Here is a 13,508-nt window from a genome sequence, read left to right as displayed (position 1 = left end):
ATTTATTTGGGATCGGTCTCGAAAACCGGAGTAGGGGCAACTCTACCGGGGGTTCAAATCCCCCTCTCTCCGCCACATCTTTTCAGGCTGTCGACCTCTTCCTGCGATGCGTACCTTATCACTCTGATCGCGTTAAGTAACATTCCTTTACCGCTTCGTCACGATATCTGTGAGCTAAATCAGGATGTTTCAGCGATGCTATTGTCTTGTTGCGTCGATTCTTAACCCGGCTCGCAGAACTGTTTCAGCCGCGCCTCCTGCTCGGGTCGCAGTCGATAGCGATAGACCGGACGCCCGGTGGCACCGTAGTGAATACGGGTAAAAAGCAGATTAATCTGCGCAAGCCATATCAGATATTTACGGCATGAGACCCGCGAGATTTTGACCGCATTGGCCAGGTCATCGGTTGAAAATTCCATACCTGGATTGGCATCGATCCACAAACAGAGCGTACGTAGCGTCTGGGGCGTTAACCCTTTCGGCAGCCTTTTGTTCTCCATAAATTCGGCGGTACTGCCGTGCAGGAGCTTATCCACGTCCGCCTGCTCATAATGCTGATGGGCGTCCATAGCCTGTTTCTTAGCTCGCCAGCCGGTAAGTGCCTCTTCAAAACGCGGAAAATGAAAGGGCTTAATCAGGTAATCCACCACGCCATAGTGCAGCGAGGTCTGAACGGTGGCAGCATCGGATGCCGATGAGATCATAATGACTGCAATTGAACGGCCAGAGGCGCGTATTACCGGCAGCAGATCCAGGCCGCTCTCCTGCTGCATATAGACGTCGAGCAGAATAAGATCTATCGGCGAGGTGTTGTCACTGATTATCCTCCTGGCCTGCGTCAGGGTAGAGGCGATACCGCTACAGTGGAATCCTTCGATACGGTTCACATACATCTGGTTCAGGTCGGCCACCATGGCATCGTCATCGACGATCAAAACATTTATCACGCGCTATTCCTTTCACTGTCCCAGGGGATTTGCACAAAAAATTGTGTAAACACGCCTGGCTCTGATTCCACGCTCAATTCGCCCCCCAGCTTTTCAAGTTGCTGACGCGCAAGATACAACCCCACGCCCCGGTGTTCACCTTTGGTCGAGAAGCCTTTATCAAAAATTGCAGAGAGGTTCTGCGCCGGAATGCCTGGCCCGTCGTCACTCACTTCGCCACTCAGTATGCCGTTCTGGTAATGGAGCAGCAGGCTGACTTCTCCCGCCGGCTGCGCTGCCATCGCATCCAGGGCGTTTTCTATCAGGTTACCCAGGACGGTAACCAGGACGGCGGTTTGCTCTTCATTAGGGTTGTCTGGTACCCGGCACTCATCAGCCAGGGTTAAGGTAAAGCCCGCCTCTTTCGCGCGGGTAATTTTGCCCAACAGAAAACCCGCTACCACCGGAGACTGGATAGTCCGCTGAATCGCGCCCACATCGAGCTGATAATTTTGCGCGGTTTGCAGTATGTACGTCTCCAGTTTGTCATAGCGTTTCATATGCAGCAGGCCGAGTATCACATGCAGCTTATTCATAAACTCATGAGAATGGGTTCGTAGGGCATCGAGGTAGCTAACCAGACCATCCATACGCTGCATCAGTTGGCTGATTTCGGTCTTATCGCGGAAGGTGGTAATCGCGCCAGCCTGCTGATTATGCGCCCTGATGGGCAAGGTATTGCAGAGTAACAGACGACCGTTGCAGTTGATCTCCTGATCCTCACGCGCCTGTCCGCTGCGGGAGACTTCACGCAGCGTAACCAGTAATGGCGTATTAAGGGGATCGTCGGCAAGAATCTGGCGCGCGGCGAGATTGACCATCGTAATCTGCCCCTGTTGATCGACCGCAATAACCCCTTCACGCAGTGATTGCAACATAGCCTGACGCTGCTCAAAGAGCGCGGAAATCTCCCAGGGCTCAAGGCCAAAGAGTACGCGTTTGAGCATTCTGGCCAACCCCCAGGCAGCCAGCGCACCCAGAAGGGCGCTGAACAATACCAGCCAGATGGCATCCCAGCGGTTACGGCTGATTTGTTGCTCCACTTTTTCCAGCGAAATACCTACTGACACCACGCCAATCTGCTGGCGGCTGGCGTTATAAACGGGCGTGAAAACCCGTAGCGCCTCGTCGAGCACGCCGTGGTTGATGGCGACATTCTCTTTTGCCTGCAGGGCAGGGCGCAGGTCCTCCCCGATAAAGGCTTTTCCGAGCAACGAGGGGTTGGGATGGGAATAACGTATTCCGCGCATATCCGTGACGACGGCAAACAACAAATTGTTGCGCTGCATTACCGCCAGGGCGATTGGCTGAATCAGGTTGCTCTGAGGAGGGTGCTCTAACCCTTGCACCACGTCAGGACTATCGGCCAGCGTCCTCGCCACCGCCAGCGCCGTCTCTTTAACCCCTTCGCGTGTCGCTTTGGTGATCTGCGCAAAGTAGAGAGCAAAAATGACCAACAGAATGGAGCCCGTCACGGAGTACACCATCAGAGTCACCAGGGTCGTCAGTTTCATTGGGCGCTTGTGCGGGGTAGTCACGTGGGGCAGATCGCGCATTGAAACTCCGGAAAGGGCAGAAAAGCGCTATTATCGCCGATGCCGCACGATTGTTAAAGCCAGGTTAAGCTGGTGGGGCAGGAAAGAAAAAAGCCCGCAACGAGGCGGGCCTGAATAGGGGGAAGAGATCCTTAGAACTGGTAAACGATACCCAGCGCTATCTGGTCGCCATTGTCGGCGCCAGTGATGGCGGTATCCCGGTCGTCCAGCAGGTTGAATTTGTAAGCAGCGTAGACGTTCATGTTCTTGTTGAAGTAATACCAGGTACCCAGTTCGACATAGTTAAGACGATCTGCATCAGTCCCTTTTTCACCCTCTTTCGCACCCAAATCCTTGCCTTTGGAGTAGACATAACCCAGGGATGGACGCAGGCCAAAGTCGAATTGATACTGGACCACAGCTTCAACGTTCTGGGTTTTATTGGCAAAGCCAATGTCGCTACCAGCCCAGGACATGTTACGGGTTTCGCCGTACATTACCGCGGCATAAAGATTATTTGCATCATATTTTGCCGCCAGAGACCACACTTCAGCGTTGTCGCCGTAACCGTCTGCAGCCTGGGTATCAGTACGATCTGATTTGCCATAGACACCCACAAAGCTGAAGCCATCAATTTCATAGCTCAGGGACGTGCTGTAGCCGTCGCCGTTACCTTTACGCAGGTTTTTGTCATGGTTGTTGCCCTGATACTGGAGGGCGAAATTCAGGCCTTCAACAGCGCCGAAGAAATCGTTGTTACGGTAGGTGGCCACGCCGGTCGTACGGCCGGTCATGAAGTTGTCGGTTGCTGACCAGGCGTCGCCGCCCCATTCAACCAGCATATCGGTGAAAGCCGCTGCGTCATAAGCCACGCCATAGTTACGGCCGTAATCGAAGGAGCCAAAATCGCCGAATTTCACACCCGCAAAGGAAAGACGCGTGCTTTCATCCTGTGCGCCTTCCGGCTTGCTGGCTTCCAGGTTGTATTCGAACTGACCGAAACCGGTCAGTTGATCGGTAATTTCGGTCTCACCCTTGATGCCGAAACGGGCATAGGAGTCATCGGCGTTGCTGCTGTTGCTGCTGTCGGCCTCGCTCCAGATGCGTTTCCCAACCATTTTTCCATACAGGTCAAATTTATTACCGTCTTTATTGTAGATTTCTGCTGCATTGGCAGCGCCAGCGGATAATAAAACGGGGACCAGAACTGCCAGAACTTTTCTTTTCATTATATATATCCTTTATATATTGTTTATATGAATAATCGCGACCCGCTCCGGGTGCGGAATAATACTATTTCATGACGCAATTGCGATCTTTTGAAAATATCTCATTCGAAAGATTAAAAGTATTTCAAAATATTAATGAGGGTTGTTTTATATTATTTATCTATTCAAGCGCAAAAGAAGATAAATGATACCTATTAATTTATATATCAGTGAGTTATTGGTTGGTTAATTTGATTGTTACTGATGATGGTTTGGATCGCTTATGGGGCGAAAAGGGGGTGGAGTAGAAAAAAAAGCCCAATGTGGCTATTGGGCAAAACGGATAGGAATGAATGGCATGAGAGCGCTAAACGATAAAAAGCATAAACAGGGCAATAATTGCATAGCGCTTGCTTATTTAAAATCGATCGCCAGAATAAAATTAACTTTTAGGAATATTTTATGACATTAACCCAAAAAGTAACGGCTGGCGCCGCGGTGTACCCAGGCGGTCATGCGAAAAGGTCTGAAAACCCGACTTTGCAAATTGCGACAGCATCGCCTGTGGCAACGCTTTGATGAGCGTGTCAGCGCGTTGATTAATTGCTAATGTACCCGTTTCAGTCTTGTGGAAACGGCTATGGAACTTGCCCAGTGGCAGCAACATTTTGAACAGTGGCTGGTGAAACATCACGCCAGCGATGATGCAGCACACGATATCTCCCATTTTCGCCGCGTCTGGCATACTGCCCAGCGGCTGATGGCTAACCAGCCGGTCGAGCCGCTGGTCATTCTTACCGCCTGTTATTTTCATGACATCGTGAGCCTTCCCAAAAACCACCCCCAGCGTAGCCGTTCGTCAGTATTGGCGGCCGAACGCACGCTGGACATTCTGCGCGACTATTTTGCAGATTTTCCCGGCACGCACTATCCGGCGGTTCAGCATGCGATCGAAGCGCACAGCTTTAGCGCAGCCATTACGCCCCGGACGCTGGAGGCGAAAATCGTTCAGGATGCTGACCGGCTAGAGGCATTAGGGGCGATCGGCCTGGCGCGGGTGTTTGCCGTTTCCGGTGCCCTGGGCGTGGCACTTTTTGATGCCGGGGACCCTTTCGCCGATCGCCGAGCGTTGAATGACCGGGCATACGCCCTGGACCATTTCCAGACAAAGCTGTTACGCTTGCCCGAAACCATGCAAACTGCCGCCGGGCAAGCGCTGGCACGCCATAATGCCGATTTTTTAATCCAGTTTATGGCCAAATTGAGTGCTGAGTTAGCCGGCGATTGCCTCGGGGTTGACGAGACGGTGCTACAGCGTTTCCGCGCAACGCTGTAAGGCGGTTATGTGGTACTCTCTTCAGCTCTCTCCCAGGCCTGGTTAAATGTATGCAGGAAAATTTATCAGTGACGAACTCCGCCTTTATGCTGGCAGAAAAATCCACCGCGTCCGTTCAGACGCTGTTACGCCAGCTGCTGGACATTTATGATGCCAGAACCCTGGCAACGCTTCTGAATGGTCAGGGAGAGGGGCACTGGAGCCCGGCTATTGTTAAACGCCTGTTGATCAGCGACCGGGCAGGGCAGCGCCTGAGCGATCGCGAATTTACCTTTTTACACAGTCTGTTGCCTCGTCCGCCAGCTACGCAGAGCCGACCGGCCTTCCGCTTTATCGATCTGTTCGCCGGTATCGGCGGTATTCGCCACGGCTTTGAGGCCATTGGCGGGCAGTGTGTCTTTACCAGCGAATGGAACAAACATGCGGTACGCACCTATAAAGCCAACTGGTACTGCGATCCTGATGCGCACACCTTTAACGAGGATATTCGTGAGGTAACCCTGAGCCATCACGAAGGGGTTACGGACCAGGAGGCTGCGGACCATATTCGCAGCGTGATCCCCCAGCATGATGTGCTGCTGGCCGGCTTTCCATGCCAGCCCTTTTCCCTTGCCGGGGTATCAAAAAAGAATGCGCTCGGTCGGGCACACGGTTTTGCTTGCGATACTCAGGGCACGCTGTTTTTCGACGTGGCGCGCATTATTGACGCACGCCGGCCGGCCATCTTTGTGCTGGAGAACGTCAAAAATCTGAAAAGCCATGATGGCGGCAAGACCTTCCGCATCATTATGCAAACCCTCGATGAGCTGGGTTATGACGTCTCAGATGCCGATGAGAGCGGCCCGGACGATCCGAAAATTATCGATGGCAAACATTTCCTGCCGCAGCACCGCGAGCGCATCGTGCTGGTGGGGTTCCGGCGCGATCTCAACCTGCGTGGCGACTTTACCCTGCGCGACTTGCCCGCGCATTATCCGCAACATCGTCCGACCATTGCCGAGCTGCTGGAGCCGGTCGTCGATGCCAAATTCATTCTTACCCCGGTCCTGTGGAAGTACCTGTATCGCTATGCGAAAAAACATCAGGCGAAAGGGAATGGTTTTGGATTTGGCATGGTAGATCCCACCAACCCCCATAGCGTGGCGCGCACCCTCTCTGCGCGTTACTACAAAGACGGCGCCGAAATCCTGATTGACCGGGGCTGGGATAAAGCCCTGGGTGAGAAAGATTTTGACGATCCTGACAATCAGCGTCATCGTCCGCGTCGCCTTACGCCACGCGAATGCGCGCGCCTGATGGGGTTTGAAACGCCGCAGGGTTACCGCTTCCGGATCCCGGTTTCGGATACCCAGGCCTACCGGCAATTCGGAAATTCGGTGGTGGTGCCTGCCTTTGCCGCTGTGGCCAGGCTTTTAAAATCACGCATATTGCAGGCGGCACAACATCGCACTCATGAGGCCGTCAATGACGGATGTCCACAATAAGGCGACCCGCAGTAAAAACATGCGTGCCATTGGCACGCGTGATACCGCAATCGAAAAGCGGCTGGCCGAGCTTCTCACGCAGGCGGGCTTTGCTTTCCGCGTGCAGGACAGTTCGCTACCCGGTCGACCCGATTTTGTGCTGGATGAGTGGCGCTGCGTAATCTTTACGCACGGCTGTTTCTGGCATCACCACGACTGCTATCTGTTTAAAGTCCCGGCAACGCGCACCGACTTCTGGCTCGAGAAAATTGGTAAGAACGTGACGCGTGACAGACGCGATTTAGGGTTGCTCGACCAGCAAGGCTGGCGGGTACTCGTGGTATGGGAATGTGCGCTGCGGGGCAAAATGAAGTTAACCGATGGCGCTCTTAACGCGCGGCTGGAAGAGTGGATCTGCGCAGAAGGGACAAACGCGCAGATCGACACTCAGGGCATTCGCCCGCTCAGGGTTTTTCCGCCGGACACGGCGCAACCACCGGCTTAGCGGGGATCAGGTATTTCCCCAGCGTGACCAGTACCACGGCCATGAGGATAATGCCCAACGCTATCCACTCAACGGAGGAGAGCGTTTCGCCGCCAAGACCGGTCCCCAACAGCACTGCAACCACCGGGTTTACGTAGGCATAGCTGGTTGCCACGGCGGGTGAGACATTGCGGATCAGGAACATATAAGCATTAATCGCAATCACTGAACCGAAGATAGCGAGATATCCCACCGCCAGGAAGCCCGACAGGTCGGGGAGGGCCGTCAGTTTCTCCCCGGAAAGCAGAGACGCGACAAGCAATACTATCCCCGCCGTCACCATCTCGATCGCACCGGCCATCATGCCTGACGGGAGTTCGACACGTGAGCCATAGACCGAGCCGAATGCCCAGCTCATGGAACCGATCAGAATCAGCAGCGCCCCCCAGGGATTACCGCTCAGGTTACCGCCGCTGTTCAGCAGAATAATGCCCGCCAGCCCGATGCCAATTCCCAGCCACTCCAGCTTGCGCGTTTTGATGCCAAACAGCCGGCTGAAACAGAGCGTAAAGAGCGGTACGGTCGCCACCACCACAGCGGCAATGCCCGACGGCACATTTTGGTGTTCTGCCACGGTGACAAATCCGTTGCCCACCGCCAGCAATAGCACGCCAATCAAGGCCGCATTCAGCAGCTGACGGCGCGGCGGCAGTCTGTGTCCACGCAGAAATAAGAAGGCCAGTAACAAGAGACCCGCCGAGAGGAAGCGAACCCCGGCCATCAGCAGTGGCGGCCAGCTCTCTACGCCAATACGGATCACGAAATAGGTGGAACCCCAGATGATATAAAGCGCAAATAACGCGCCAATAAGCGGTAACAAGTGCCTGATACGCATACTCCCTCACGGCGAAATAAAAAGGTCGCGTATAGTTAACGTTAAAACTATCACGCTGGCGAGCGCTTTAATTGTGTAGGTGATGTGAATTATTTGTTGACGAGGCGTGGTGGTTTCAGGCTTGCCGGTTTTACTCCATACTATTTAGGTTTTTAACAATAAAAGAAGGATGTTCATTGTGGCAGGAAGTAGCTTATTAACTTTACTGGATGACATAGCCACCTTGCTGGATGATATCTCCGTGATGGGTAAACTGGCCGCGAAAAAGACGGCCGGGGTTCTGGGAGACGACCTCTCGTTAAATGCGCAGCAGGTCACCGGCGTGCGCGCCAATCGTGAACTGCCGGTAGTGTGGAGCGTGGCGAAGGGTTCCCTTCTCAATAAGGTGATTCTGGTACCGCTGGCACTGCTGATCAGTGCCTTTATTCCCTGGGCTATAACCCCTCTGCTGATGATTGGTGGCGCGTTTCTCTGCTTCGAAGGGGTAGAGAAAGTGCTGCATACCTTCGAGTCACGTAAAGAGAAAGAGAGCCCGGCGGCGCGTCAGCAGCGTCTGGAAGCGCTGGCCGCCGCCGACCCCAAGGCCTTTGAGCGCGATAAAGTGAAAGGGGCGGTGCGCACCGATTTTATTCTCTCGGCCGAGATCGTGGCGATTACGCTGGGTATTGTTGCCGACGCGCCGCTGCTGAATCAGGTGCTGGTGCTCTCCGGTATCGCCGTACTAGTAACGATTGGCGTCTATGGTCTGGTTGGTATCATCGTTAAACTTGATGATATGGGCTACTGGCTGGCAGAGAGACGCGCAGCGCTGGCGCAGTGGCTCGGAAAAGCTCTGCTGTTCATCGCTCCCTGGCTGATGAAATCGCTCTCAGTCATCGGCACGCTGGCCATGTTTTTGGTTGGGGGCGGCATCGTTGTTCATGGCATCGCGCCGCTGCATCATGCCATTCTCCATTTTGCCGAGGCGCAGGGTAGCGTGATGGCGGCCATCCTGCCGACGTTATTAAACCTGGTGCTGGGCTTCATTATCGGGGCGGTTGTCGTTGCGCTGGTGAAGGGCATTGGCAAAATGCGAGGTAGCGCGCACTAAAAAAAGAGCGCAGAAACGCCATTCCTCGACTAAATTGAAACAGTTTCGCACTGATAAAGGAGGCAGTTATGGTCTTTCTGGTCAGCGATGAAGTTAAGCCTAAAAGCGGCGGTCCGCGTATGGTCGTGACCGGCTATTCCAGCGGCATGGTGGAATGTCGTTGGTATGATGGTTATGGCATCAAGCGGGAGGCGTTTCGTGAAGACGAACTCCAGCATGGTGACGGCTACCGCAGCCAGGATCAGGCTTAGGTCACGCAACGCCCGGCTATGCCGGGCGTTTTCGTACGCTATAATCGCTGCTAAGCGCGAAGTCTCGCGAAACCGCCGGCAGCGCGTTGCCGTAAGATCGTTATCATGGAGTGTGTGTGCAGCATGAGAATAGGGTAAGAAAACCCCCGTTTTTCTTACGTCAGCGTCTACATCCTGGCCGGATTGTGACACTCTGTTTTGTTTCCGTCCTGATCTTCTCTACACTCCTTACCTGGCGTGAAGTGGTGGTGCTGGAAGATGCCTATATCTCCAGCCAACGTAACCATCTGGAAACGGTGGCCAACTCCCTCGACAGGCAACTGGAATACAGCGTCGATAAACTGCTTTTTTTCCGTAATGGAATGTACGACGCGCTGCATACGCCGCTGATCTCAGGTTTGCTGCGTCAGAGCGTGGCGCGCTTTTCGGACATCAGCGCTCAGCCTTCATGGCAACTCACTTTCGATGAACACCGGACGCTGCCGCTTAACGGTGTTTCCGATGCGTTTGTGATGCAAACAGTCAGTCTGCGTCGCGATGAGATGCTTATTGCTGACGAGCTGAAGGCGGCTTTCGAGGTGGGATATCTGATGCGAATCACCTCGCCGCTGGCAAAGCTTGCCAGGCGAATCATGTACGTCTCCCGCGCCGGGTTTTATGTCTCCAGTAATAATGCCGACTGGGGAGGCGCAATCCCGTCCCGTTACTATCATCTGGTGACCAGCCCCTGGTTTACGCAGCAATCGCAATCCAGTAACAGCAGCCGTGGCGTACGCTGGTTCACCCGTCCCGCGCAATCCTGGTCCGGCGATGAACAGACGGTGACCGTCAGCGTGCCTGTCGATCATCAGCAGTACTGGTATGGCGTTCTGGCGATCGATTTTACCGTGACGGCCGTCGGGCAGATGCTAAGCGAAGCGCTGGACGGTTACGAAGATGGTGAATACCAACTTTACGACAATCAGTTAACCTTGCTTGTCTCATCCGTGAAGCAGGCAGAGAGAATCAGTCAGTTTGATGAACGGGAGCGGGCGCAGCTTGCCTTTGCGCTAGAGCATGACAACGTAGGAGGCGTGCGACTGGGGAGTCGTTACCTGAGCTGGCATCGTCTGAATCATTTTGATGGTGTACTGCTGCGCGTGCATCGGCTGGACGAAGGCTTACAGGGAGATTTTGGCCGTATCTCGGTAGTACTGGCGCTTCTCTGGCTGCTATTTACCGCCATGCTGGTGGGGTCATGGCTGGTGATTCGCCGTATGGTGAGCAATATGTACAGTCTGCAACACACCTTACAGTGGCAGGCCTGGCATGATCCCCTGACCCGTCTGCATAACCGGGGTGCCCTCTTTGAGCAGGCCAAAACGCTGGCCGCCGGCTGTCAGAGACAGAATCAGCCCTTCTCGGTGATCCAGATGGATCTCGACCATTTCAAAAGTATTAACGACCGCTACGGGCATCAGGCCGGGGACAAAGTGCTGATTCATACCGCAGGGTTGATTGTCAGCACGCTCCGGGAGAGTGACGTGGCCGGCCGGGTAGGGGGCGAAGAGTTTTGCGTGGTATTACCCAATACTACGCTTGCGCAGGCATCTCAGGTGGCTGAGCGGATCCGGGCGCGGGTTAACCGACGCGAGATTCTGGTGCAAAAGAGTCAGACGGTACGTATTAGCATCTCGATTGGGGTGAGCTGCGCCGGAGAAAAAGGCAATTACGAATTTGAACAACTGCAATCCATTGCCGATGCCCGGCTCTATCAGGCGAAACAGCGCGGGCGTAACCGGGTGATCAGTCAGGACGAGAAGTAGTGATCCAGTCCTTCACGCCAGCCCTCCGGTCCCTCCTGACGGGTGTGATAAACCCGCTCAGGGCTATCTTTTTGCAGAGGGACGCCGAGTCGGTTAATCCCTTTCACCACCACCGCGTAATCCACACTGTCGAGAAGCGGAGCATCGTTCGGGCCATCGCCCAGGCCCAGCGTGACGGGGGCGACCCCTTCGCGCAAACGGTACTGTTCGGCCAGCCAGCGCAGGGCCTGATCTTTTCCACCACGGGCATCCAGGATGTGCCAGAAGCGGGCTCCCTGGACAAACTTTAATCCCACCGCGTCCAGCGCCTCGCTAAAGGCCGCCATCCGCTCATCGCTGTCGCGCCAAATCAGGGTCACTGAGGCCTCATGCAGGCGCGCCAGCGTCGCTCTCTCCCGCGTTAAGCCAGTCCATTCACCCACGACTTTGACCTCAACGTCATCGAAACTGGTGAATTTGAATCCTTGCTGGTCGCGCAGTTGATTAATGACGCTGACGATCTCTTCGTGTGGGGCGCCGTTAATTAACCTTGGTGCATCGGGGTGGTCATCCCAGCGTGCGTCCAGCTGTATCACCGCACCGTTTTCAGCAATAAACGGCAGGCCATCTAACCCCAGATCGCTCTGAATCGCCAGCATCTCAGCAGCGGTCTTACTGCTGCACAGAATGACCGGGATCTGATGTTCTTGCAGCTTCTCAAGCCAGTCGGTGGCAGGCGCCCAGCTGTAGGTATGAATGTCCAGCAAGGTGCCGTCGAGATCGGAGAAAATCAGCAAGGGATCCTGAAGTGAAGGCATAGCGTCTCCCGGGTTAATAGCTACGTTAGTAAGATTTATCTTAAAAAAATTCGCAATGCGTAAGACCGTAATTGGGATCGTTACCATCAAACCCAGAGGCCATGCGCCCTGACACTTATAACCAAAATGTAGGTTACTTAGACCATCTATTCAGATAGAGGATATTTCCTTGTCATGCAAATTATTTGCAGATAAGGTAATCCCCGACATCAGATTTCCTGGTGTAACGAATTTTCAAGTGCTTCTTGCATGAGCAAGTTTAATCCCGGTCACCCCATGACCGGGATTTTTTTCAGCTTTATCTGTTCACTTCCGTCACACTAAAATCGTGAATATCCAGTTCGAACGCTTCAGCCAGTTCATGGTAAGTGTGGTAGTCCCGTCCATCCACCATCACCCGTGCCGGCTCGCCCTCAATGCGGCTAACCTCACTTTCGCTGATCTCGTTAATAGCGGCGAGCAGGGCATCGACGTCAATATTCACTTCACGCTTGGCAGTGTCGCTGTACTCTTTGGCGGTCTTCATTTTATATACCTCGTTTAAGCATTCACCCGTAAGTATAGACTGCCGATAAAAGCGGCAATCGTGCATAGGGGCACTGCCAGTAGACGCAATTTGTTCTACACTGGCTCAAAACCAGAGGAGGATTGTATGAAGGTCAACGATCGGGTTACGGTAAAAACGGACGGTGGGCCGCGTCGCCCGGGTGTGGTGCTGGCGGTAGAACCCTTTAATGAAGGGACAATGTATCTGGTCTCGCTGGAGGATTACCCGCTTGGTATCTGGTTCTTCAATGAGATGGGACATCCCGACGGTATCTTTGTTGAACGCGATGAGTAAAGGCTGCGAGAGGGAGTGAGGCCGCCCCGGATAAGGGGAGAGATAAAAATCTCTGGCATAGCCAGAGATTGCACAGGGTTAACGCATATTGACGAAAATTCCGTTGGTCACGTTGTCGGTTAAACGTACCACATGATAGATCACTTGCTTATTATGCGTCTTAATCTTCCTTTTAATATTACCCTTATGTGACGATACCGTTTTAGCTTTGATATTCATTTGGTCAGATATCTGAATGGTTCCCTGACCCGCCATCCACATTCTTAACATACTTGATTCAGTACGGCTTAATGATAAAGTCGGTAAATTAATTGTTCCTACATTCTTAATCGCTCTATTCAAATAATCGCCAAGAAGTTCATCCAGAGATTCTGGCTTAATTGATTTCGAGCTTATAAGAAGATTCTGACGTACCAGCAAATATTCGTCGAAGTGAATATTGGCTATCGCCATAAAAACTATAAACATAGTTTTCGGATGCTGATTAATGATTTGCTTTATTTGCTGACTGTTAGCGGGATCGTGTATGAAACAGTCCTCATTAATAAACACCACACCTGGCTTCAATTCATCACAAGCGGCTTCAAGTTCGTCAACGGAGTGTACGTCGTTGATTTCTCTCTTTTTTACCCCTCTGCTAGCCAGGTACCCGGTTAACCCTAGCCGGGTGTAACTGCATAAATCCATAATGATCGTTGACATGGCATACCCTCACTCAATGCGTAACGATAATTCACCACCAGCCTGAGAGCTCAAAACAGCCATACGGGATGGAAATAACTAATAACCTGTGAGCATTACAAGGACTTTCAGGCGA

14 protein-coding genes are annotated in these 13,508 nt (G+C 53.2%); 7 read left to right on the top strand and 7 right to left on the bottom strand.

Annotation, left to right across the window (positions count from 1 at the left end):
• Positions 1 to 221: 221 nt before the first annotated feature.
• From dcuR to WFN75_RS09670, 3 genes are all read right to left on the bottom strand, one after another.
• Complete coding sequence (gene dcuR / locus WFN75_RS09680; protein ID WP_336996079.1) at positions 222 to 947, bottom strand: two-component system response regulator DcuR; 726 nt, start codon at positions 945 to 947, stop codon at positions 222 to 224.
• A complete protein-coding gene (locus WFN75_RS09675) occupies positions 944 to 2,542 on the bottom strand; it encodes a sensor histidine kinase (protein WP_336996078.1) in 1,599 nt (532 codons plus the stop codon). Before WFN75_RS09675 ends, dcuR begins: the two co-directional genes overlap by 4 nt.
• Positions 2,543 to 2,673: 131 nt before the next feature.
• Positions 2,674 to 3,750: a porin gene (locus tag WFN75_RS09670; protein ID WP_212475542.1), complete on the bottom strand. Its 1,077-nt coding sequence runs from the start codon at positions 3,748 to 3,750 to the stop codon at positions 2,674 to 2,676.
• Positions 3,751 to 4,369: 619 nt separating this feature from the next.
• On the opposite strand from WFN75_RS09670, the gene WFN75_RS09665 reads away from it, so the two are divergent.
• From WFN75_RS09665 to WFN75_RS09655, 3 genes are read left to right on the top strand one after another with little or no spacing between them, the layout of a single operon-like run.
• Positions 4,370 to 5,065: a phosphohydrolase gene (locus WFN75_RS09665; protein WP_336996077.1), complete on the top strand. Its 696-nt coding sequence runs from the start codon at positions 4,370 to 4,372 to the stop codon at positions 5,063 to 5,065.
• A gap of 50 nt (positions 5,066 to 5,115) precedes the next feature.
• The gene (locus WFN75_RS09660; RefSeq protein ID WP_336996076.1) at positions 5,116 to 6,549 is read left to right on the top strand and encodes a DNA cytosine methyltransferase; all 1,434 of its coding nucleotides are present in this window, start codon (positions 5,116 to 5,118) and stop codon (positions 6,547 to 6,549) included.
• Complete coding sequence (locus WFN75_RS09655; protein ID WP_233802754.1) at positions 6,530 to 7,033, top strand: very short patch repair endonuclease; 504 nt, start codon at positions 6,530 to 6,532, stop codon at positions 7,031 to 7,033. Before WFN75_RS09660 ends, WFN75_RS09655 begins: the two co-directional genes overlap by 20 nt.
• On the opposite strand, the gene yedA is transcribed toward WFN75_RS09655, so the two are convergent.
• On the bottom strand, positions 6,993 to 7,907 hold the full coding sequence (yedA, locus tag WFN75_RS09650; RefSeq protein WP_233802756.1) for a drug/metabolite exporter YedA: 915 nt from the start codon (positions 7,905 to 7,907) through the stop codon (positions 6,993 to 6,995). The genes WFN75_RS09655 and yedA overlap by 41 nt on opposite strands.
• Positions 7,908 to 8,085: 178 nt before the next feature.
• Between yedA and WFN75_RS09645 the strand changes: the two genes are divergently transcribed.
• The 3 genes from WFN75_RS09645 (at position 8,086) to dgcQ (ending at position 11,053) form a co-directional block, all read left to right on the top strand.
• Positions 8,086 to 8,997, top strand: coding sequence for a DUF808 domain-containing protein (locus tag WFN75_RS09645; protein ID WP_286782565.1), 912 nt, complete (start codon positions 8,086 to 8,088; stop codon positions 8,995 to 8,997).
• A 68-nt stretch (positions 8,998 to 9,065) separates the two neighbouring features.
• Complete coding sequence (locus WFN75_RS09640; protein WP_040074953.1) at positions 9,066 to 9,248, top strand: YodC family protein; 183 nt, start codon at positions 9,066 to 9,068, stop codon at positions 9,246 to 9,248.
• 116 nt (positions 9,249 to 9,364) lie between these two features.
• On the top strand, positions 9,365 to 11,053 hold the full coding sequence (dgcQ, locus tag WFN75_RS09635) for a cellulose biosynthesis regulator diguanylate cyclase DgcQ (protein WP_336996075.1): 1,689 nt from the start codon (positions 9,365 to 9,367) through the stop codon (positions 11,051 to 11,053).
• Here the strand turns inward: dgcQ and WFN75_RS09630 are convergent.
• Together WFN75_RS09630 and yodD are read right to left on the bottom strand one after the other, a co-directional pair.
• Positions 11,038 to 11,850 carry a mannosyl-3-phosphoglycerate phosphatase-related protein gene (locus WFN75_RS09630; protein WP_336996074.1) on the bottom strand — a complete coding sequence of 271 codons (813 nt, stop codon included), beginning with the start codon at positions 11,848 to 11,850 and terminating at the stop codon, positions 11,038 to 11,040. The genes dgcQ and WFN75_RS09630 overlap by 16 nt on opposite strands.
• A gap of 298 nt (positions 11,851 to 12,148) precedes the next feature.
• Complete coding sequence (gene yodD, locus WFN75_RS09625; RefSeq protein WP_040074957.1) at positions 12,149 to 12,376, bottom strand: YodD family peroxide/acid resistance protein; 228 nt, start codon at positions 12,374 to 12,376, stop codon at positions 12,149 to 12,151.
• Positions 12,377 to 12,502: 126 nt separating this feature from the next.
• Here yodD and dsrB point away from each other — a divergent pair, with 126 nt between their 5' ends.
• Positions 12,503 to 12,691, top strand: coding sequence for a protein DsrB (gene dsrB, locus WFN75_RS09620; protein WP_046884847.1), 189 nt, complete (start codon positions 12,503 to 12,505; stop codon positions 12,689 to 12,691).
• Positions 12,692 to 12,769: 78 nt separating this feature from the next.
• Here dsrB and rcsA read toward each other — a convergent pair whose 3' ends face one another.
• A complete protein-coding gene (gene rcsA, locus WFN75_RS09615; RefSeq protein ID WP_046884848.1) occupies positions 12,770 to 13,393 on the bottom strand; it encodes a transcriptional regulator RcsA in 624 nt (207 codons plus the stop codon).
• Between the last annotated feature and the right edge of the window lie 115 nt (positions 13,394 to 13,508).

Origin of the sequence: Leclercia sp. UBA7405, assembly GCF_037152215.1 — a bacterium.
Classification (GTDB): domain Bacteria; phylum Pseudomonadota; class Gammaproteobacteria; order Enterobacterales; family Enterobacteriaceae; genus Enterobacter; species Enterobacter pneumoniae.
Note: the sequence above shows the minus strand (reverse complement) of the source record. Positions and strands in the feature narration are given on the sequence as shown.

Bases quoted from the DNA above. Each gene is read 5' to 3' on its own strand.
- WFN75_RS09675 (WP_336996078.1), bottom strand. From the start codon at position 2,542: ATGCGCGATCTGCCCCACGTGACTACCCCGCACAAGCGCCCAATGAAA.
- WFN75_RS09670 (WP_212475542.1), bottom strand. From the start codon at position 3,750: ATGAAAAGAAAAGTTCTGGCAGTTCTGGTCCCCGTTTTATTATCCGCT.
- WFN75_RS09665 (WP_336996077.1), top strand. From the start codon at position 4,370: ATGGAACTTGCCCAGTGGCAGCAACATTTTGAACAGTGGCTGGTGAAA.
- WFN75_RS09660 (WP_336996076.1), top strand. From the start codon at position 5,116: ATGCAGGAAAATTTATCAGTGACGAACTCCGCCTTTATGCTGGCAGAA.
- WFN75_RS09655 (WP_233802754.1), top strand. From the start codon at position 6,530: ATGACGGATGTCCACAATAAGGCGACCCGCAGTAAAAACATGCGTGCC.
- yedA (WP_233802756.1), bottom strand. From the start codon at position 7,907: ATGCGTATCAGGCACTTGTTACCGCTTATTGGCGCGTTATTTGCGCTT.
- WFN75_RS09640 (WP_040074953.1), top strand. From the start codon at position 9,066: ATGGTCTTTCTGGTCAGCGATGAAGTTAAGCCTAAAAGCGGCGGTCCG.
- WFN75_RS09630 (WP_336996074.1), bottom strand. From the start codon at position 11,850: ATGCCTTCACTTCAGGATCCCTTGCTGATTTTCTCCGATCTCGACGGC.
- yodD (WP_040074957.1), bottom strand. From the start codon at position 12,376: ATGAAGACCGCCAAAGAGTACAGCGACACTGCCAAGCGTGAAGTGAAT.
- dsrB (WP_046884847.1), top strand. From the start codon at position 12,503: ATGAAGGTCAACGATCGGGTTACGGTAAAAACGGACGGTGGGCCGCGT.
- rcsA (WP_046884848.1), bottom strand. From the start codon at position 13,393: ATGTCAACGATCATTATGGATTTATGCAGTTACACCCGGCTAGGGTTA.